General features: G+C 72.5%; 13 protein-coding genes. 4 read left to right on the top strand and 9 right to left on the bottom strand.

Translation table 11 applies throughout. From position 1 onward, the window contains the following. Positions 1 to 59: 59 nt before the first annotated feature. The 6 genes from FYC51_RS16035 to FYC51_RS16005 all read right to left on the bottom strand — a co-directional run bounded on the left by FYC51_RS16035 (position 60) and on the right by FYC51_RS16005 (position 8820). The gene (locus FYC51_RS16035; RefSeq protein WP_148734775.1) at positions 60 to 1865 is read right to left on the bottom strand and encodes an alkaline phosphatase family protein; all 1806 of its coding nucleotides are present in this window, start codon (positions 1863 to 1865) and stop codon (positions 60 to 62) included. Between the two features lie 24 nt (positions 1866 to 1889). Further along, positions 1890 to 4241: an NAD-dependent DNA ligase LigA gene (ligA, locus tag FYC51_RS16030; RefSeq protein WP_148734774.1), complete on the bottom strand. Its 2352-nt coding sequence runs from the start codon at positions 4239 to 4241 to the stop codon at positions 1890 to 1892. A 62-nt stretch (positions 4242 to 4303) separates the two neighbouring features. Then, positions 4304 to 5008 (bottom strand): hypothetical protein, encoded by a 705-nt coding sequence (locus tag FYC51_RS16025; RefSeq protein ID WP_148734773.1) that lies wholly within the window; start codon positions 5006 to 5008, stop codon positions 4304 to 4306. A gap of 136 nt (positions 5009 to 5144) precedes the next feature. Beyond that, the gene (locus tag FYC51_RS19845) at positions 5145 to 6143 is read right to left on the bottom strand and encodes a hypothetical protein (RefSeq protein ID WP_338014709.1); all 999 of its coding nucleotides are present in this window, start codon (positions 6141 to 6143) and stop codon (positions 5145 to 5147) included. Positions 6144 to 6298: 155 nt separating this feature from the next. Continuing rightward, positions 6299 to 7405, bottom strand: a complete 1107-nt coding sequence (mnmA, locus tag FYC51_RS16010) for a tRNA 2-thiouridine(34) synthase MnmA (RefSeq protein WP_148734772.1) — start codon at positions 7403 to 7405, stop codon at positions 6299 to 6301. A 182-nt stretch (positions 7406 to 7587) separates the two neighbouring features. Continuing rightward, on the bottom strand, positions 7588 to 8820 hold the full coding sequence (locus FYC51_RS16005) for a cysteine desulfurase family protein (protein ID WP_148734771.1): 1233 nt from the start codon (positions 8818 to 8820) through the stop codon (positions 7588 to 7590). Between the two features lie 87 nt (positions 8821 to 8907). Here FYC51_RS16005 and glgX point away from each other — a divergent pair, with 87 nt between their 5' ends. Continuing rightward, entirely contained in the window at positions 8908 to 11013 is a 2106-nt protein-coding gene (gene glgX, locus FYC51_RS16000; RefSeq protein WP_148734770.1) for a glycogen debranching protein GlgX, read from the top strand. Then, positions 11013 to 11510 carry a Cys-tRNA(Pro) deacylase gene (gene ybaK, locus FYC51_RS15995; protein ID WP_148734769.1) on the top strand — a complete coding sequence of 166 codons (498 nt, stop codon included), beginning with the start codon at positions 11013 to 11015 and terminating at the stop codon, positions 11508 to 11510. The genes glgX and ybaK overlap by 1 nt, the downstream gene beginning before the upstream one ends. A 24-nt stretch (positions 11511 to 11534) precedes the next feature. On the opposite strand, the gene glgP is transcribed toward ybaK, so the two are convergent. Continuing rightward, positions 11535 to 14102, bottom strand: a complete 2568-nt coding sequence (gene glgP, locus FYC51_RS15990; RefSeq protein WP_148734768.1) for an alpha-glucan family phosphorylase — start codon at positions 14100 to 14102, stop codon at positions 11535 to 11537. Positions 14103 to 14188: 86 nt separating this feature from the next. On the opposite strand from glgP, the gene FYC51_RS15985 reads away from it, so the two are divergent. Continuing rightward, positions 14189 to 16192 (top strand): alpha-1,4-glucan--maltose-1-phosphate maltosyltransferase, encoded by a 2004-nt coding sequence (locus FYC51_RS15985; protein ID WP_187432697.1) that lies wholly within the window; start codon positions 14189 to 14191, stop codon positions 16190 to 16192. 8 nt (positions 16193 to 16200) lie between these two features. Then, positions 16201 to 18393 carry a 1,4-alpha-glucan branching protein GlgB gene (gene glgB, locus FYC51_RS15980; RefSeq protein ID WP_238476421.1) on the top strand — a complete coding sequence of 731 codons (2193 nt, stop codon included), beginning with the start codon at positions 16201 to 16203 and terminating at the stop codon, positions 18391 to 18393. 9 nt (positions 18394 to 18402) lie between these two features. Here glgB and FYC51_RS19665 read toward each other — a convergent pair whose 3' ends face one another. Both FYC51_RS19665 and FYC51_RS19660 read right to left on the bottom strand, forming a co-directional pair. Then, entirely contained in the window at positions 18403 to 19338 is a 936-nt protein-coding gene (locus FYC51_RS19665) for a tetratricopeptide repeat protein (protein WP_238476420.1), read from the bottom strand. Further along, the gene (locus tag FYC51_RS19660; RefSeq protein ID WP_238476419.1) at positions 19335 to 21164 is read right to left on the bottom strand and encodes a DUF8094 domain-containing protein; all 1830 of its coding nucleotides are present in this window, start codon (positions 21162 to 21164) and stop codon (positions 19335 to 19337) included. Before FYC51_RS19660 ends, FYC51_RS19665 begins: the two co-directional genes overlap by 4 nt. Positions 21165 to 21239 lie beyond the last annotated feature (75 nt).

Genomic DNA, 21239 nt, shown 5'->3' with positions numbered 1-21239 from the left:
TGTCTCCCCTCCACGGGCCGCGACCCGTGCGCGGGCTGCGACCGTCGTCGGATGCCGCGTCAGCGCGGCTTGCCGAAGAGCCCCTCGCCGTAGCGGTGCAGGAGCTCGTAGGCGTCGGCGTAGGTGGACGGCTCCTCGGCGTCGGGCGCGCCGTACTTCGCGAGGAGCAGGCCGAGCAGGCCCCGCGCGGGCGGGCTGAGCGGCTTGTCCTTGTGCTGGTGCGCCGGATGCGGTGCCTCGGACTGCGGATTCGGCGGGATGTACTGCGGCGACGTCGACGGCCACGTGATCGGCGCCCGCGGCTCGCGGAGGTTGACCGCGTTGAAGAGGTTGTTCGCTCCGACGTCGCGTCGCGTGAGCGGCTTCAGTCCGTGCAGCCGCGAGAGGGTCGCGATGACGGCGGCGTGGTGCATCTCGTCGTGGATGACGGTGCCGGCGCGCGTGTAGGCCGAGACGGCGATCGCGGGCACGCGGCATCCGAGCCGGTCGAAGCGGAAGCCCATCTCGCCCTCGGACTCCTCGTGCGGGGGCGTCGCCGACGGCGGCGGGACGTGGTCGTACGTGCCGCCGTGCTCGTCGAACGTGATGAGGAACATCGTGTTGAGCGCGTTCGAGCCGTCGGGCGAGGCGCTGCGCTTGATCGCCTCGTAGATCTCGTGCACGAGCGCCTCGCCCGCGCGCACGTCGGACACGGCGGAGTCGATCACCTCGACGCCGTCGACGTCGCTCTCGCGGAGTCGGCCGAACGGCGGGTGGAAGTCGTTGTGGTTGTAGGTCATGCGCGGCTCGATGAAGGCGTAGGCCGGCAGGCGCCCCAGCTTCACGTCCTCGTAGAACTGGCTCATGGTCGCGAACCGCTCGGTGCGCCAGTACGGCTCGAGGACGGGCGCGTGGAGGACGCCGGTGAACGAGACGAGCTGGAGCTCGTCGAAGTAGATGCGCCACGAGATGCCGGCCTCCTCGAGGCGATTGAAGATCGTGGGCGCCTCGGGGGCGTCGAGCCACTTGTCGTACCCGCCGCCCGCCTTGTTCGTGACGAAGCCGTGCGACGTCGAGGCGTGGAAGAACGAGCGGTTGCAGAACGTCTGCGAGGGCACGGCGCAGTACCAGTTGTCGAAGACGGCGAAGTTCTTCGCGAGGGTCGACAGCACCGGCAGCATCGGCGGCGAGAACGAGCCCATGATCTGGCTCGCCTCGTCGATCGTGGGCGCCGTGCCCTTCCTCAGCCGCATGTAGTTGATCCAGTAGTCGCGCACGAACCCCGACATGTCGGCAGTGGCCCCGCGCCCTGGCGCGTTGTACGGCGCCTGCATCGACTCGACGAAGAGCTCGGCGTTCGTCGCCGGGTCGACGGTGTCGAACAGCTGCGTGTTGACGTGCGGGAACTCCTCGCCCGGGTCGGGGTTCGGGCGGCCCATGATCTCGTCGGTCGGGCCCTGGTAGACGTGCGCCGCCACGACCGTGCCGTCGGGCGCCGTGTTGGCGTAGTCGCCGAACGCGAGTCCCTCGAACGTCTCGCCGTCGGGCAGGTCGGACTCGGAGTACAAATAGCCGAGCAGGTTGTCGAACGAGCGGTTCTCGCCCATGAGCACGACGAGGTGGTCGAAGCCGGCCTGCTGGCGCGCGGTGAGCGGCACGAAGTCGTCGACGCCCTCGTCGAAGCCCATCTGGTGCCCGATCGCGGCTCCGACGGCCGCGCCGATGCCCCCGCCCACGACGGCACCGGCCGCCGCGGCCCCGCCGATCTTCAGGAAGTCGCGACGCGAGGTGGCGCGCGTCGTGTCGGGCGCGGCATCCGTGCTCGCATCTCCGCCGCCGTCGGGCGCGTCGGGCCCGCTCGGCTTCCGCTCGACGTCGTCCCCCACGCTTCCCCCTCCGCTCGGCGCCGCTCAGGTGTCGAGTGCGCCCGGCCCCTCGGTCACGAGCCGCGCGAACTGCGCGGCGTCGATCACGCGGATGCCGAGGGCCTCCGCCTTCGCGAGCTTGGAGCCGGCGCCGGGGCCGGCCGCAACGAAGTCGGTGTTCTTCGACACGCTCGAGGCCGCCTTGCCACCTGCCGCGATGATAGCCTCCTGCGCTCCCTCGCGAGAGAATCCGTCGAGCGAGCCCGTGGCCACGATGGTGAGCCCGGCGAGCACTCCCCCGGCCGCGGCAGCGGCCGCGGCGCCCGGTCCGGCATGCCCCGGCGTCGCGAACCGCACGCCGGACGCCGTCCACCGTTCGACGATCTCGCGATGCCAGTCGACGTCGAACCACTCGGTGAGCGACTCGGCGATGATGCCGCCGACCCCCTCGACGTCGGAGAGCTCCTGCACGGACGCCGCCCGGATCGCGTCGAGCGATCCGAAGTGGTCGGCGAGCGCCCGGGCCGCGACCGGACCCACGTGCCGGATGTTGAGCGAGACGAGGAGCCGCCACAGCGGCTTGGTCTTGGCCTTCTCGAGCTCCTCGAGGAGCTTCGTCGCGGCCCCCGACGGCAGCAGCTCGCGATGGGTCTTGCGAATGCCTGCACGGCGTCGCTCGGCCGCGTCCATCCGCTCGGTGCCGGGCGGGTAGGTCGCCGGCGCCCACTTCTGGAACGGTGCCCTGCGGATGGGCTCGCCCGTGGCCTCGTCGACCTTGACCTCGCCGGTCTCGGCATCGCGGACGACGACCTGGATGGGCACGAGCTCGTCGAGCGTGAGGTCGAACAGCCGGGCCTCGGTCTCGAGGGGCGGCGTGGTGGGAACGGACGGCTGCGTGAGCGCGGCCGCGGTGACCTCGCCGAGCGCCTCGATGTCGAGGGCGCCCCGGGAGCCGATGTGCTCGACGCGCCCCCGGACCTGCGCGGGGCACGACCGCGCGTTGGGGCAGCGGAGGTCGATGTCGCCCTCCTTCATGGGCCGGAGCGGCGTGCCGCACACCGGGCAGTCGGCGGGCATGCTCCACTCGCGCTGCGTGCCGTCGCGCAGCTGCTCGACGGCGCCGAGGATCTCGGGGATGACGTCGCCCGCCTTGCGGAGCACGACCGTGTCGCCGATCATCACGCCCTTGGCCTTGACAACCTCCTGGTTGTGCAGCGTCGCCTGGCGCACGGTGGAACCCGCGACCTTGACGGGCGCCATGATCGCGTACGGCGTCGCCCGGCCGGTGCGGCCGATCGCCACTGCGATGTCGAGCAGCTTCGTATGCACCTCCTCGGGCGGGTACTTGTAGGCGATCGCCCATCGCGGGGCCCGGCTCGTCGCGCCCAGCTCGTCGTGCAGTGCGAGCTCGTCGACCTTGACGACGATGCCGTCGATCTCGTGCTCGACGTCGTGTCGGTGCTCGCCCCAGTTCGCGATGAACGCCGCGACGTCGTCGACGGAGTCGAGCACCCGCGTGTACGGCGAGACGGGCAGGCCCCACTGCGCGAGCAGCCCGTAGACCTCGGACTGCGTCGCGACCGGCGGGCGATCCCACGCGCCGATGCCGTGGAGGTACAGCGAGAGCCGCCCCAGCCGGTCGCGCATCAGCCCGAGCTCGAACGCGCTCTTGCGCTCGCGTCGCTGCCTGAGGCTGCCCGCAGCCGTGTTGCGGGCGTTCGCGAACTCGGGGAAGCGCACCTTGATGGACGCCTCTGGACGGCCCTTGGCCAGCTCCTCGGCCTCGTACGCCGCCTGCAGCTCGTGCTGTCGCCGGTTCAGCTCCTCGAAGTCGGCGGTCGACAGGAAGACCTCGCCGCGCACCTCGAAGAAGGGCGGGAACCCATCGCCCTCGAGGCGGCGCGGGATCGCCGGGATGAACTCCAGGTTGTCGGTGATGTCCTCGCCGACGCGGCCGTCGCCTCGCGTCGTCGCCGTCTCGAGCACGCCGTCGCGGAAGGCGAGGCTCAGCGCGAGCCCGTCGATCTTGAGCTCGCACAGCCAGTGCACCGGTCGCCCGGCGTCGCGCTCGACCTTCTCCGCCCACTCGCGGAACTCGTCGATGGAGAAGACGTTGTCGAGGCTGAGCATGCGCTCGGCGTGCTCGTGCTCGGGGAAGCCGGCGGTCGCGACGACCGCGCCCACCTGCTGCGTGGGGCTGTCTTGGCCGGCGAGCTCGGGGAATGCGCGCTCGAGCGCCTCGAGTCGATGGAACGCCACGTCGTACTCGGCGTCGGAGAACGGCGAGTCGCCGTCGCCGTAGTAGGCCAGACGCGCCCGGTCGATGAGGTCGGCGAGCTGCTCCGATTCGGCGCGGGCGGTCTCGAAGTCGGCTGGGATGTCGCTCACAGGTGCCATCCTATGAGGCCCCTCCGACGCCGCATCGGAAGCTTCGGGCGGGTGCGGGACGCGCGCGCCGGCTACTCGTCGTCGACGACGTGATCGACGCGACGGTGGTACCGCACGCCGACGACGCCGCCGAGGATCGCTCCGCCGAGGCTCACCACGGCGACCACCACGGCCGCGACGATGCCCGCGATGGTCAGCAGGTCGTCGGAAAGCGGGATGCGTCCGATCAGGTCCCGGCCGACGGGCTCGTCGAACAGGCCGAGCACGAAGCCGATGACCGCGATCACGATCCCGATCGCGATGGTCCACACCCAGACCGCGATGCCCTGGGCGACGCCGCTGAAGCGCGCCATGCGGCCGGCGACGTACCCGCCGCAGTAGTAGGCGGCGAACAGCACCACGAGCAGCGTGCCGGCGCCGATCCAACCGACCGTCTGGAGGTCGAGCGGGAGCTCGCGGGCGAAGAGCATGGGGTTGCGCACGTCGAGTCCGAGCACGACGCCGACGGCGGTGGCGATTCCGCTGAGGATGGCGAAGGTGGCCGTGGCGGTGAGCCACCCGAAGAAGGCGGAGCCGACCTTGACGCCGCCGAATCGCTCGCGCTGGCGTTCGATGACCTCGTCGGTCGTGAGCGTCATCGGGTCGGCCACGTCCTCCCACGCTCCGGGGCTGGAATCGATGGTGGCGACGGGGCGGGTCGAGGGCGCGAGGTCCAGGTTCCGGAAGGGCTCGGCGGGGTCGCGGTCGGGGGCGGCGGGGTACAGCGGGTAGTTCACAGGTTCTCCTCATCACTCGCTCGGCGCCGGGGGGAGCGCCAGCGTGAATCTACGCGAAGCGCCTCGCGACCGCGAGGCGAGGCGCCCCGGGCATGACGGATGCCGCGTGGTCGGCCACGCGGCATCCGCCCGCCGATCAGCCGCCGAAGCCGGCCCGGTCGACCTTGCGGTGGTAGTGCGTGCCCGCCTTGCCGCCGAGGATCGCGCCCCCCAGGCTCGCGATGGCGACCACGATCGCGGTGATGATGCCGGCCACCGTGAGGTCGCCCTCGCTCAGCGGCAGGCGCGGGAAGAAGTTGAGGTCGGCGAAGACGTCGAACCGGCTGCCGATCACCACGCCGAGCAGGGCGACGACGATCGCGATGACGAGCGCCCAGACCCAGACCGCGAGGCCCTGCGCCACGCCGTTGAACCGGGCCATGCGACCGGCCACGTAGCCGCCGCAGTAGTACGCCAGGAACAGGATGAGCAGGAGCGCGATCGCGCCGATCCAGCCGATGGTGCCGGCGTCGAGGCCGACCTGGTCCGCGGCAGCGTCCACGTCCTCCACGCCCAGGCCCAGTGCTGCGCCGGTCGCGGCGAGGAGCGCGGTGAGCAGCGTCGCCATGCCGAAGGCGGTGAGCCAGCCGAAGAAGGACGCGCCGATCTTCACGCCGCCGAACGCCTCGCGCTCGCGGGCGGCGACCTGGTGCCGCTCGGCGGCGAGATCCGCGGCGTGCGGCCGGGCGTGCACGTCGTCCTGGCCTGCGGCGGCCTCGCGCCGGTCGTCGATGCCGTCGCCGTCGCGATCGATGCCGGCCTCGCGGCGGTCGTCGATGCCGTCGCCGTCGCGATCGATGCCGGCCTCGCGGCGGTCGTCGATGCCGTCGCCGTCGCGATCGATGCCGGCCTCGCGGCGGTCGTCGATGCCGTCATGGTCTCGGTCGACGGCGACCTCGCGCCGGTCGTCGATCCCGTCGCCGTCGCGGTCGCGGTCGACGCCGACCTCGCGGCGGTCGTCGACGCCGTCGCCGTCGCGGTCGACGCCCGTGTACGCGGCGTCCCTCCGCTCAGCCGCGGGCATCGCGATGGTGTCGCCTGAGGCGGCGTTCGTTCGTTCCGAGGGTCGATCAGCGGGCTCTCGTGGGGTGCTCACGGTGGATCCTCTCGTCATCGGGGTCGCGCCATCGGGTCGGCGCAGCCGTGAATCTACGCGGCGGGACGCCCGTCCGCACAGGCCTTGACAGGCCCGCGAACGGTACTCCATGTGCGCGCGCGATCGCACCGATGACGGTGCAGGGACGCCGTTCGTCAGGCGTCGACGGGGATGGCGCTCACCGTGCGGTCGATGGTGCACTGCCCGAGCACGCGAGTGCCGACGTAGACGACCGCGGTCTGGCCGGGTGCGACGCCGTCGAGCGGCTGCCCGGGCGTGATCACGAGCTCGCCGTCGGCGACGACCGCCGTCGCGGGCACGGGATCGGCGTGCGCGCGGATCTGCACCTCGCACGCGAACGGCGTCGCAGGATCGACCGGCGGCATCCCGGCCCACGTGAAGCGCGAACCGGCGATCTCCGCCGTCGCGAGCGCCGCCTTGGGACCGACGACGACCGTGTTCTCCTTCGGACGGACCTCGAGCACGAATCGAGGCCTGCCGTCGGGCGCCGGCGTGCCGAGGCGGAGGCCGCGGCGCTGGCCGACCGTGTAGGCGTGCGCGCCCTCGTGCGCGCCGACGACGGCTCCGGACCGATCGACGATGTCGCCCGGCGCCTCGCCGACGTGCTCGGCGAGCCAGCCCTTCGTGTCGCCGTCGGGGATGAAGCAGATGTCGTGCGAGTCGGGCTTCTGCGCCACGCTCAGGCCGCGGCGCCCCGCCTCCTCGCGCACGAGCTGCTTCGAGGGGGTGTCGCCGAGCGGGAAGTACGCGTGCGCGAGCTGCTCGGCCGTGAGCACGCCGAGGACGTAGGACTGGTCCTTCGCCCAGGCGCTCGCGCGGTGGAGCTCGCGGTTGCCCGCGGCATCCGTCACGATCGTCGCGTAGTGGCCCGTGCAGACCGCGTCGAAGCCGAGCGCCAGCGCCTTCTCGAGGAGGGCGGCGAACTTGATGCGCTCGTTGCACCGCATGCACGGGTTGGGCGTGCGGCCCGCCGAGTACTCGGCGATGAAGTCGTCGACGACGTCGGCCTTGAACCGCTCCGAGAAGTCCCACACGTAATAGGGGATGCCGAGGACGTTCGCCGCGCGCTGCGCGTCCATCGAGTCCTCGATCGTGCAGCAGCCGCGGCTGCCGGTGCGCAGCGTTCCGGGCATGCGACTGAGCGCGAGGTGCACGCCGACCACGTCGTGGCCCGCCTCCACCGCGCGCGCTGCGGCCACGGCGCTGTCGACGCCGCCGCTCATCGCTGCAAGGACTCGCATCGTTCCAGTGTACGAAACCGGTCCTGAACGGATGCCCCGCGCAGGTCTCCTTCCCGAATGCAGGAAGATTCGAGCGACACGCCGTCGTGCTCGGGCGGACACGCCGCGAGCTGCACGGTTCTTCCTGAATTCGGGCGGCACGCGGGTCACAGGGGTGCTTGAGCGGATGCCCCGGGGCCCGATCAGCGACCGAACGACGTGAGCCGGCCGGCGAGGCCGGCCTTCGCCGCCTGCGCGTACGCGGCCGGCAACGCCGCGAGGAACGCGTCGACGTCCGCCTCGGTGGAATCGTGGCCGAGGGTGATCCGCAGCGCGCCGCGCGCGTCGGACTCCGACCGGCCCATGGCCATGAGCACGTGCGAGGGCTCGGGCACTCCCGCCTGGCATGCCGATCCCGTCGAGACCGCGACGCCCGCGGCATCCAGCAGGAACAGCAGCGAGTCGCCCTCGCAGCCCGGGAACGAGAGGTGCACGTTCCCCGGCAGACGCCCGTCAGGGCCCGGATCGCCCGAGAGCCGCGCCTCGGGCACCGCGGCGAGCGCGCCCGCGATAAGGCGGTCGCGCAGCGCCGACATCCGCCGCGCGTCGTCGTCGAGCCGCCCGTGCACGCACGTCGCCGCCGCGGCGAAGCCGGCCGCCGCGGCCACGTCCTGCGTCCCCGAGCGCAGGCGGCGCTGCTGCCCCCCGCCGTGGATGAGCGGCTCCACGACCGCCGACCGGTCGAGGACGAGCGCGCCGATGCCGGCGGGGCCGCCGATCTTGTGCGCCGAGACGCTGAGGGCGACGAGACCGGCGCCGCGCGGGGCATCCGTCGCCCGTCGCAGCCCGTGGAGGTCGATCGGCAGCTGCCCGTACGCGGCGATCGCGTCGACGTGCAGCGGCACGCCCGCGCGAGCCGTGAGCCGGGCGACCTCCTCGACGGGCTGGATCGTGCCCACCTCGTTGTTGGCCCACAGCATGGTCACGAGCGCCACGGATGCCGCGTCGCGGGCGAGCTCGGCCTCGAGCAGGTCGAGCCGCAGCCGACCCAGTCCGTCGAGCGGCACCTCGTCGATCTCGGCGCCCTCGTGCGTCGCGAGCCACTCGATCGTGTCGAGGGTGGCGTGGTGCTCCCCCGCCGGGACGAGGATGCGCGACCGCGGACGACCGGTCGGCGCCGACGCCTGCCGGCTCCACCACAGCCCCTTGATCGCGAGGTTGACGGCCTCGGTGCCGTTGCCCGTGAAGATCACCTCGATGGCGTCGGCGCCGAGCGTCGCGGCGATGCGCTCGCGCGATTCCTCGAGGAGCCGCTTGGCCTGCTGGCCTGCGCTGTGGATCGACGAGGGGTTGCCGACGACGGCGAGCGCCGACGTGAGCGCCTCGATCGCCTCGGGCCGCATGGGGGTGGTCGCGGCGTGGTCGAGGTAGACCATGGCGGACCTCCTCCCCCGCTCGGGCCCGTGCGCGGCACCTCGCGTCCGCGCGTGGGAGCGCTTGCACTACGAACTACTGTAGATCGCATGTCCGCGTCCGGCCCCCTGCACGACCTCGGCGTCCGGACGGGCGCGGAGGGCGGGGCCATCCGGGTCTGGTCCGAGCACGCGTCGTCGATCGACCTCGTGGTGTTCGCCGACGGCGACCTCGACTGGGCGGTCGAGCGCACCCCGCTCGTGCGAGACGGGCACGGGGTGTGGGAGGGCCGCTCGGCGAAGCTCGTGCCGGGTGCGCGCTACGGACTGCGCGTCGACGGCCCCCCGGGCGTCGAGCACGCGTTCAACCCGGTGCACACATTGCTCGACCCGTACGCGCGCGGCCTCACCGCCGCGGCCGACGGATCGTGGCGCGGCGTGGCCATGGCCTCGCTCGTCGACGACGGCTTCGACTGGACGGGCACGGCCAAGCCGCGCGTCCCACTCGACCACACGGTCGTCTACGAGGCGCACGTGCGCGGCTTCTCGAAGCTCAACACGGCCATCCCCGAGCCGCTGCGCGGCACGTACGCCGGGCTCGCGCACGACGCCTCGCTCGAGTACCTCACGGGCCTCGGGGTCACGACCGTCGAGCTGCTGCCCGCGCAGGCGTTCGTCTCCGAGGAGCGGCTGGTGCGGCAGGGCCGGCCGAACTACTGGGGCTACAACACGCTCGGCTTCTTCGCGGCGCACGCACCCTATGCGACCGCCGCGGCGCAGGCGGCGGGCGCGCACGCCGTGCGGCGCGAGTTCGCGGGCATGGTGCGCCGGCTGCACGAGGCGGGGCTCGAGGTCGTGCTCGACGTGGTGTACAACCACACGGCCGAGGAGGGCCGTCGCGGCCCGACGTACTCGTTCCGCGGCATCGACAACGCGTCGTACTACCGGCACGACGCCCACGGCCGCTACGTCGACACCACCGGATGCGGCAACACCCTCGACTTCGGGCACGCAGCGCCGCAGCGGCTCGTGCTCGACTCGATGCGCTACTTCGCCGAGGAGCTCCAGGTCGACGGCTTCCGGCTCGACCTCGCCGCCACCCTCGGACGCGACGATCACGGCGCGTACACGCCCGACCACCCGCTGCTGCGCGGCATGCTCGAGGACCCGGTGATCGGCGCCTCGAAGCTCATCGCCGAGCCGTGGGACGTCGGCCCCGGCGGCTGGCGGACGGGTGACTTCCCGGCGGGCTTCAGCGAGTGGAACGACCGCTACCGCGACCGCATGCGCGACTTCTGGCTCGGCGACCTGCGCCGCGAGCGCGAGACGGTCTCGGCGGGCAGCGGCATCGGGCGATTCGCCACGCGACTCGCCGGTTCCTCGAACACCTTCTCGCAGGAGCGCGGCCCGCTCGCGAGCCTGAACTTCGTGACCGCGCACGACGGCTTCACGCTCGCCGACCTCACCGCGTACGACATGAAGCACAACCTCGGCAACGGCGAGCAGAACCGCGACGGCGCCGACCACAACAACTCGTACAACCACGGCGTCGAGGGCGACACCGACGACCCGGCCATCCTCGCGGCGCGTCGGCGCAGCATCCGGAACCTGCTCGGCACGCTGCTGCTCTCGGCCGGCGTGCCCATGATCACGGCGGGCGACGAGTACGGCCGCAGCCAGCGCGGCAACAACAACGCGTACTGCCACGACTCCGAGCTCACGTGGCTCACGTGGCGCGACGACGAGCGCGATGCCGGCCTGCTCGCGACCGTGCGGCGGCTGCTGCGGCTCCGCGCCGAGAACCCCGCGCTGCGTCCGGTGCGGTTCGGCCGGTTCGGCGAGACGATCCCGAGCGCCTCGCAGATGGACTGGTTCAACGCCGAGGGCACCACCATGACGATCGACGACTGGAACTCGCCCGAGCAGCGCACGCTCCAGTTCCTCGCCGCGTCGACGCCCGAGTTCGAGGCGTTCAACCGCATCCTGCTCGTCGTGCACGCGCACGAGGAGGCGACCGAGGTCGTCCTCCCCGACCACGAGGGCGTCACGGGCTACTCACGGCTCTGGGACTCGGCCGGCGAGGAGCCGATCGACGACCCGACCGTGCATGCGCCGGGCGACGTGCTGGCGATCCCGCCGCTGTCGATGCACCTGTTCCGGGCCGACGGCGAGCGGCCGACGCCGCGCGCCGTACGCGCTTCCGAGGCCGAGTCCTGATGGCCAAGCGAGCGGATGCCTCGGCGGGCACGCCCGCGACCGTCGCGCTCGCCCGTGCGGGCGTCGTCTTCACCGCCCACGCCTACGAGCACGACCCCCGTGCCACCGCCTACGGACTCGAGGCGGCCGAGAAGCTCGGCATCGACCCCGACCGCGTGTTCAAGACGCTGCTCGCGAACGTCGACGGCGCGCTCGCGGTGGGCATCGTCCCGGTCGCGCAGCAGCTCGACCTCAAGGCGCTCGCGCAGGCGCTCGGCGGCAAGCGCGCCGAGATGGCCGACCCGGCGGTCGCCGAGCGCAAGACCGGCTACGTCGTGGGGGGCATCAGCCCGATCGGCCAGAAGACCGCGCTGCCGACCGTCCTCGACGAGTCCGCGATCCTCTGCGAGACGATCCTCGTCTCGGGCGGCCGTCGCGGACTCGACCTCGAGCTCGCGCCCGACGACCTGCTCGCCGTCACCGACGGCCGGTACGCGCCCATCGCCCGCGGGCGCTGACGCACGGGGGCGCGTGTCGCCGCGTCACGCGGCGACCGCGACGAGCCCCAGCTCCGCCGGCGACGTGAGCAGCGGATGCCGCGGCACCACCCGCACCGTGTACCCGAACGCGCCGGCGCGGTCGAGCACCACCGTGCCCGTGTAGAGCCGCGGGCCCGAGGCGCTCGCGGCATCCGTCGACCGGTCGGGCTCGAGCGTCGTGCGGCGCACGCCCTCGATCGACTCGTCGCTGCGGCTGCGGCCGTAGACGACCTCGACCGCGACGTCGTCGGGAGCGAGGCCGTCGAGCTCCACGTAGGCGCGCAGGTTGAGCTCGTCGCCGACGTGCGGCGACTCGACGCCGCCCGACTCGACGTGCACGACCTGCACCTTCGGCCACGAGGCGCGGACCCGCGCACCGAACGCCGCGAGCTCGCGCGCGCCGCGGTCGCCGTCGGCCTCGACGCGGGCCGCCTGCTCGGCCGCCGGGCGGTAGAGCTCCTCGACGTACTGGCGCACCATGCGGTCGGCGCCGAGCTCGGGCGCGAGGGTCGTGAGCGTCTGCCGCACGCGGCGCACCCACTCCACGGGCACGCCGTCGCCGTCGCGCTCGTAGTACCGGGTCGCGACGCGGTGCTCGAGGAGCTCGTAGAGGGCAGCGGCCTCGAGGGCGTCGCGCTCGCCGGCATCGCCCGCGGCATCCGCCGACGGGATCACCCAGCCGTAGTCGTCGCCCGCGTACTCGGCCCACCAGCCGTCGAGGATCGACAGGTTCAGGGCACCGTTCATGGCGGCCTTCATGCCCGACGTGCCGCACGCCTCGAGCGGGCGCAGCGGGTTGTTGAGCCACACGTCGCAGCCCGGGTAGAGCAGTTCGGCCATGCCCATGTCGTAGTCGGGCAGGAACACGATGCGCTCGCGGAGCTCTGGCTGCTGCGCGAACTGCACGAGCTGCTGGATGAGGCGCTTGCCCTCGTCGTCGGCGGGGTGCGACTTGCCGGCGATCACGAACTGCACGGGCCGCTCGCGGTTCGTGAGGATCGCCTTCAGCCGCTCGGGGTCGCTGAGCATGAGGGTGAGGCGCTTGTACGTCGGCACGCGCCGCGCGAAGCCGACGGTGAGCGTGTCGGGGTCGAGCACCCGCGAGACCCACGAGGGCGCCTGGCTGCCCGGATGCTGCTCCGCCCACGCCGCGCGCAGGCGCCGCCGCGCATCCTCCACGAGCTGCAGGCGCATGCCCCGCTTGACCGCCCAGAGCTCGCCGTCGCTCAGCGCGGCGCTGTTCCAGTCGGCGTGCTCGGTGTCGCCGGTGCCGAGCCGCGACTCCGCGAGCCCGATGAGCGCGGGGTCGGTCCACGTCGGCGCGTGCACGCCGTTCGTGATCGACGCGATCGGCACGTCGTCGGCGTCGAACCCGGGCCAGAGGTCGCCGAACATCCGGCGGCTGACCTGGCCGTGCAGCTTCGACACGCCGTTCGCGCGCTGCGCGAGCCGCAGGCCCATGACCGCCATGTTGAACGGGCTCGTCGCCGGGTCGGCGTCGGGCTCCACGCCCAGCGCGAGGGCGTCGGCGGGATCGACGCCGGGCAGCAGCGAGCTCGTGAGGTAGCGCTCGACCAGGCCGCGGTCGAACCGGTCGATGCCCGCGGGCACCGGCGTGTGGGTCGTGAACACCGTGCCGGCGCGCACGAGCTGCAGCGCCTCGGCGAACGAGCGCCCCTCGGCGATGTGCGTCGCGATGCGCTCGAGCCCGAGGAAGCCCGCGTGACCCTCGTTCATGTGGAACACGTCGGGGGCCGGGCCGCCGCTCAGTTCGGTGTAGGCGCGCACGGCGCGCGCGCCGCCCACGCCCAGCAGCAGCTCCTGGAGCAGGCGGTGCTCGCCGCCGCCGCCGTACAGGCGATCGGTGACCGAGCGCAGCTCGTCGTCGTTGGCGGGGATGTCGGTGTCGAGCAGGAGCAGCGTGATCCGGCCGACAGCGGCCTTCCACACGCGCGCGTGCAGCGCGGCGTCGTCGGGCAGGGCGAGCGTGACCTGCACGGGCGAGCCGTCGGGGCGGCGCAGCACCGAGAGCGGGAGGCCGTCGGGGTCGAGCACCGGGTAGCGCTCCTGCTGCCAGCCGTCGGGCGAGATCGACTGGGAGAAGTAGCCGGCCTTGTAGAACAGGCCGACGCCGAGCAGCGGCACGCCGAGGTCGGATGCCGCCTTCAGGTGGTCGCCCGCGAGGATGCCGAGTCCGCCGGAGTACTGCGGCAGCGCCGCGGTGATGCCGAACTCGGGCGAGAAGTACGCGACGAGCCGCGGCGCATCCGTGCCGAGCGACTGGAACCAGCGCGGCTCCGAGAGGTACTCGCGAAGGCCCGCCCGCTCGCGCTCCGCCCACTCGACGTACCCGTCCTCGGCCGCGAGCCGGTCGAGCCGCGCCGGGTCGACCTCGCCGAGGAACGCCACGGGATCACGCCGCGACGTGCGCCAGAGCTCGGGGTCGATGTGCTCGAACAGGCGCTTCGTCGGCTCGTGCCACGACCAGCGGAGGTTGCCGGCGAGCTCCTCGAGCGCGGAGAGCGAGCCGGGCACCACGGCCCGGACGGTGAACTTGCGGATGGGCTTCACGCGCTCCACCCTAAGTCGCACGCGTGTCGAATGTGTGAACGGCAACCCCGCGACGCGGACGCCCATTCCGCGCTACGGTCGGATGCGTGACGACCCACGCAGTGCAGGCCGGCCGCATCCCGGTGACCCGGGTCACCCCAGCCCTCCCCGACGGGCGGTGGAGACCCAAGGCGTACGAGGGCGAGGTCGTGCCGTTCCGGGCCACGGTCTTCCGCGAGGGCCACGACCAGGTCGGCGCCATGCTCGTGATCACGAGCCCGTCGGGCACGGTGCGCCACGAGCGGATGTCGCCGCTGACCGCCGGCACCGACCGGTGGGAGGCGCAGGTGCTCCTCGACGAGCGCGGCGTCTGGCGCTGGCACGTCAGAGGCTTCGACGACGAGGTCGCCACGTGGCGGCACGACGCCGCCCTGAAGGTGGACGCGGGCGTCGACGTCGAGCTCATGTACGAGATCGGCGCGCGCCTGCTCGATCGCGCCGCCGACGAGAAGGCGCGACCCGTCGCCGCCCGTCGCCGGCTCGCGGCGCTGGCGACCGCCCTGCGCGACGACACGATGTCGCCGGCCGAGCGCCGCGCCCTCATCGACTCGCCGGTGCTCGGCCTGTTCGCGGGCTGGCCACTCGCGCGCCTCACGAGCGACACGCCCGAGCACGAGATCCTCGTCGAGCGCCGCCGCGCCGGCGTCGGCGCCTGGTACGAGTTCTTCCCGCGTTCGGAGGGGGCCAAGCGGTTCCGCGACGGCCGCTGGAAGAGCGGCACGTTCCGCACCGCCGCGAAGCGCCTCGACGGCGTCGCCGCCATGGGCTTCGACGTCGTGTACCTGCCGCCGATCCATCCCATCGGCGTCACGAATCGCAAGGGCCGCAACAACACGCTCGACCCGGGCCCGCAGGATCCGGGATCGCCGTGGGCCATCGGCGCCGCCGAGGGCGGCCACGACGCGATCCACCCCGACCTCGGCACGCTCGCCGACTTCCGGGCCTTCGTGCGCCGAGCGGCGGCCCTCGGCATCGAGGTCGCGCTCGATCTCGCCCTGCAGGCCTCCCCCGACCACCCGTGGGTGGCGGAGCATCCCGACTGGTTCACCCAGCTGCCCGACGGCACCATCCGCTACGCGGAGAACCCGCCGAAGAAGTACCAGGACATCTACCCGGTCAACTTCGACGACGACCCCGAGGGGATCTACGACGAGGTCCTCCGCGTCGTGCGGCACTGGATCAAGCAGGGCGTGCGCATCTTCCGCGTCGACAACCCGCACACGAAGCCCCTCGCGTTCTGGGAGCGCCTCATCGGCACCGTGAACGCCGAGGATCCCGACGTGGTGTTCCTCGCCGAGGCGTTCACGCGCCCCGCGATGATGCAGGCGCTCGCGATGGTGGGCTTCCAGCAGTCCTACTCGTACTTCACCTGGCGGAACACGAAGCAGGAGCTCGAGGAGTTCCTCACCTCGGTGTCGCAGGAGACGGCGGACTTCATGCGGCCGAACCTGTTCGTGAACACCCCCGACATCCTCACCGAGTACCTGCAGTTCGGCGGCCCGGCGGCGTTCACGGTGCGCGCCACCGTGGCCGCGACCGCCGCGCCGCTCTGGGGCGTCTACGCGGGCTTCGAGCTCTTCGAGTCGGTCGCCCGGCCCGGCGCCGAGGAGGCCATCGACAACGAGAAGTACGAGTACAAGCCGCGCGACTTCGCGGCCGCCGAGAAGGAGGGCCGTTCGCTCGCGCTGTACCTCGGCATCCTCAACCGCATCCGCGCCGACCACCCCGCACTCGGGCAGTTGCGCAACATCCGGTTCCACAGCAGCGAGGACGACTCGGTGCTCGTGTACTCGAAGCACCTCGACGGGCGCTTCACCCCCGACGGCGTCGCCGACACGATCATCGTCGTCGCCAACGTCGACCCGCACTCCGTGAGGGAGACCACCGTGCACCTCGACCTGGCCGCCATCGGGCTCGAGCCCGGATCCCGCTTCGAGGTCGAGGACCTCGTCACCGGGCACCGCTGGGACTGGGGCGATGCGAACTACGTGCGACTGGACGCCTTCACGAGACCGGCCCACGTGCTGCACGTGGTGCGGGGGTCGCGATGAGCGAGCGGATGCCGCGCACCGGCCCCGCCGTCGCCGACGGCGAGCTCGCGGCGATCGCCGAGGGCCGCTCCTTCGACCCGCACGCGGTGCTCGGCCAGCACGGGTTCGACCTCGCCGGATCCCCGGGCGCCCACACGGTGATCCGCACGCGCCGCCCGCTCGCCGACCGCGTCGAGGCGCTCCTCGACGGCGGCGGCGTGCTCGAGCTGGAGCACGTCGGGCACGGCATCTGGGCCGGCGCCGGCGACTTCGGCCCCGTCGACTACCGGATCCGGGCCGTTTACGGCGACGACGAGTGGACGAGCGACGACCCCTACCGGTTCGCCCCGACCATCGGCGAGCTCGATCTCCACCTCATCGGCGAGGGACGCCACGAGGAGCTCTGGCGCGTGCTCGGCGCGCACTACCGCGAGCACTGGGGCGTCGGCTCGGGCGTGCGCGGCACGAGCTTCACCGTGTGGGCTCCACGAGCACGCGCCGTGCGCGTCGTCGGCGAGTTCAACCGGTGGGACGGCGCTGGCCACGCCATGCGCAGCATGGGCTCAGCAGGCATCTGGGAGCTGTTCGTGCCCGACCTCGAGCCCGGCACGGTCTACAAGTTCGAGATCCTGACCGCATGGGGCGAGTGGATCATGAAGGCCGACCCGATGGCGCGGCAGGCCGAGGTGGCGCCCGCGACCGCGTCCGTCGTCAGCACGAGCTCGCACGACTGGGCCGACGGCGACTGGATGTCGCGGCGCGCGCGGGTGAACCCGCACAACGAGCCGATGAGCATCTACGAGCTGCACCTCGGGTCCTGGCGGCCCGGGCGCGGCTACCGCGACGTGGCCGACGAGCTGATCGAGTACGTGCAGTGGCTGGGCTACACGCACGTCGAGTTCATGCCCCTCGCGGAGCATCCGTTCGGCGGCTCGTGGGGCTACCAGGTGACCGGCTACTTCGCCGTGACCAGCCGCTTCGGCTCTCCCGACGACCTCAAGCACCTCATCGACCGGCTGCATCAGGCCGGCATCGGCGTGATCATGGACTGGGTGCCCGGGCACTTCCCGAAGGACGACTGGGCGCTCGCGCGCTTCGACGGCGAGGCGCTCTACGAGTACGCCGACCCGCGGCGCGGCGAGCAGAAGGACTGGGGCACCTACGTCTTCGACTACGGCAACCCGCGCGTGCGCAACTTCCTCGTGGCCAACGCGCTGTTCTGGCTCGAGGAGATGCACGTCGACGGCCTGCGCGTCGACGCCGTCGCCTCGATGCTGTACCTCGACTACTCGCGCGAGGACGGCGAGTGGCTGCCCAACATCCACGGCGGCCGCGAGCACCTCGAGGCGATCGGGTTCCTGCAGGAGGCCACCGCGACGGCCTACAAGCGCAACCCGGGCATCGTCATGATCGCCGAGGAGTCGACCAGCTGGCCGGGCGTGACGGCCCCCACGAGCTCGGGCGGCCTGGGCTTCGGCTACAAGTGGAACATGGGGTGGATGCACGACACGCTCCAGTACGTCGAGAAGGACCCGATGTACCGGTCGTACCACCACCACGACCTGACGTTCTCGTTCCTGTACGCGTTCAGCGAGCACTTCATCCTGCCGATCAGCCACGACGAGGTCGTGCACGGCAAGGGGTCGCTGCTGCGCAAGATGCCGGGCGACCACTGGCAGCAGCTCGCGAACGTGCGCGCCTACCTCTCGTACATGTGGGCGCACCCGGGCAAGCAGCTGCTGTTCATGGGCCAGGAGTTCGGGCAGCTGAGCGAGTGGAGCGAGGAGCGCGGGCTCGACTGGTGGATCCTCGACCAGCCGACGCACAAGCAGCTCGCCGAGTTCGTCGGCGCGCTCAACCGCACCTATCGCGAGCAGCCCGCGCTCTGGCAGCTCGACGACGACTCCTCGGGATTCGAGTGGGTCGAGGGCGGCGCGGCATCCGAGAACGTCATCGCGTTCCTGCGGTACGACCGCGACCGGCGGCCCCTGCTGTGCGCCGTGAACTTCGCGGGCCGGCCGCACGAGGGGTTCCGGCTCGGGCTCCCCAGGGCGGGTCGATGGCGCGAGCTCCTGAACTCGGATGCCGCGGAGTTCGGCGGCTCGGGCGTCGGCAACCTCGGCGGCGTCGAGGCGACCGACGACCCTTGGGCCGGTCGACCGGCGTCGGGCGTCTTCACGCTGCCGCCGCTCGCGGCCGTGTGGTTCACGCTCGACGAGTAGGCAGCGCGGCTAGAAGAGCAGGTTGGCCAGGCGGCGCCGGGCGGCGGTGACGCGGGGGTCCTCGGTGCCGACGACCTCGAACAGCTCCACGATGCGCTCGCGCACGCGCTTCTTCCCGTCGGAGTCGAGCTTCGGGAACAGGGACAGCAGTCGGTCGAACGCGTCGTCGACGTGCCCGCCCGAGACGTCGAGGTCGGCGACGTCGAGCTGGGCGTCGAGGTCGTCGGGGGCGGATGCCGCGGCGTTCCGGATGGCGTCGAGCGTCCTGCCCTGCAGGCGCCCGAGGAGGTTGGCCTGCGCGAGGCCGGCGACGGCGAGCTCGTCGCGCGGATCCTGCGCCATCGCGGTGCGGTACGCGTTCGCGGCGGCCTCGTAGTCGCCGCGCTCGATCGCGTCGTACGCCTCCTGGTGCAGCGGCGGGAGCGGCTCCTCCACGGGCTCGGCGGGCTCGGTGCCCTCGGCCCCGCCCTCGGGGTCGATGCGCCCCGTCACGCCGTGCTGGCCGGCGAGCTCGAGGAGCTGGTCGAACACCTGGTCGATCACGTCGTCGGGCTGGAGGCCGGCGAAGAGCGGCACGGGCTGGCCGGCGACGACCGCCACGACCGTGGGGATGGCCTGCGCCTGGAACGCCTGCACGAGCTGCGGGCTGCGATCGGCCTCGGCGGCGGCGAGCACGAGGCGCCCCTCGCGCGCGCGCACGAGGCGCTCGAGCGTGCCGACGAGCTCGGTCGACTGCTCGCTCCACGTGGCCCAGAGCACGACGACGACCGGGACGGTGCGCGACAGCTCGAGCGTGGAGCCGAAGCTCGCGTCATCCGTCGCGAAGACGACCTGGTCGCCCGAAGCGGCGCCGCCCGCCGCCTCCTGCTGCGGCTGTTGGCGCTGCACGAGTGCGGAGAGGTCGACGGCTCCTCGGAGGCCGCCGGGCGGGGTGGGGTCGGTCACGGTACCTCCGATGCTCCGATCAGGCTCTCGGACCACCCGAGGAGCCGGATCTGCTCGTCCGAGCCGACGCTCGGCACGTAGAACAGCAGCTGCACGCCGATGACGCGCTGCACGCCCTTGGCGCTCTTCCCGGTGAAGCCCGACAGCGCGGCGCCCGGCGCGCCGGCCTCGAATCCGATGGTGCCGCCGTCGTTCGGGGTGACCTTCTCGGTCTGCTCGATCGAGGCGGTCACGAGGGCGCCGGAGTCGTTCGTCGCGAGCGCGACGACCGGGCTCTCGCCGACGACGTTCGAGAACGTGATGTCCGCGGTGGGCGGCAGCGCGTCGTTGATCGCCTGCTGGCCCGTGACGCCGAGCTGCTCGCGCAGCACGTCGCCCTCGGGGTCGAACAGCGTGGCGTACTGCGACGCGTCGCCCAGCAGCAGCACGTCGGCGTAGGCCGCTGCGACCTGGCCGGGCGGCAGCACGAGGCCCTTGAACTCGGGCGAGATGAGCGGGGCGCCGATCGACGCGGGCGCCACCTCGGGCACGTCGGCGTCGGGCGCGAGCGACATCGCGTAGGCGATCTTGTAGTTGTCGCGGGGGGCGTCCTGCTGCAGCACGAGCGCGGTGGGCGCCACCGTGGGGTCGTCGCCGTTGGTCGCGATCGTCAGCACCGTGCGACCCGAGGCCGGCCATCCTGCGACCTGCTGCGGCAGCGTGAGGGTGAGCGGCGCGGCGGGGATCGGCGTGGGGCCGGGCTGGTCGGGCAGGGTGTTGCGGATCGTGTAGTTCGCCATGCGCGCCTCGAGGGCGGGCCCGGTGAACCGCGCCGGGAGCGCGCTGCCGTCGCGCGCCTCGTCGGCCGCGTTCGTCGAGACGGCGACCGAGCGCATGATCCGCTCCATCTGCGGCACCGTGACGGCGGGCTCCATCTCCTCGGACTCCTCGGGCGCCTCGGCCTCCCCCGTGGGCGCGGGAGTCTCGGTCGCGGGCGCCGTCGACGCCGGAGCCGCGTCGAACGTCGGCCAGTAGTCGGCCGAGCACGCGCTCAGCGCGAGCGCCGGGATCGCGACGAGCGGGACGATCGCCACGCGCTTCGCGCGACTGATGGACCGGCGGCCACCGCTCGTGACCTGGTTGCGGCGCGAGGGCTTGGGCGCGCTGGGGAGCTTGCCCCGGTTGCGTCGCGGCCCGCGCGACCGGCGGTGGTGCACGAAGCCGGAGACCAGCAGCGCGATGCCGAGGCCGAAGACGAGGCCGCCGCCGAGGATCAGCGGGCCGGCCCACGGCGTGGCGTTGTCGAGCGGCCATGCGATCGCGAGGTCGTTCGGCGCGGGCGCGGTGCCGTCGCTGGCGAGCAGCACCGAGATGTCGTCGGGCACGTCGATCGTGGTCGTGACCTCGTCCTCGCCCGTGAACTCGTCGAGCCAGAGGTCGGAGCCGACGGGAGACGCCGCGGGATCGGGCACGGCCGGAGCGACCGGCTCGGCGGCCGGCGGCGTCGCCGTCGCCGTGCCGTCGGTCGCGGCATCCGTCGACTCGGGCTCGACGACCTCGCTCGTGAACTCGTCGGCCTCGGCGTCGTAGCCGACCACGACGTAGGGCTCGTCGCCGATCCACGCCGCCACGTCGGAGCTGCGGCCGTACGAGACGAAGACCGCGTCGGATCCCGAGACCGTGATCGTCTGCTTGCCGGGATGCGCCCCGAGGGCCTGGGGATCGATCACCGTGTACGCGGCCTCGTCCTCGATCTCGGTCGACAGCGAGACGCGGTCGGGCTCGAGGAAGACGGTGCGCTGGGCGATGCCGAACCCGATCATCACGGCCGCGGCGAAGAATGCCACGATTGCCAGGGCGAATCGCACGAACATTACCTCCGGTGCCGCCAAGGAGCGGCTTCGAACAAAGACACCCCACAC

It is taken from the genome of Agromyces mariniharenae, assembly GCF_008122505.1.
Taxonomy (GTDB): domain Bacteria; phylum Actinomycetota; class Actinomycetes; order Actinomycetales; family Microbacteriaceae; genus Agromyces; species Agromyces mariniharenae.
Note: the sequence above shows the minus strand (reverse complement) of the source record. Positions and strands in the feature narration are given on the sequence as shown.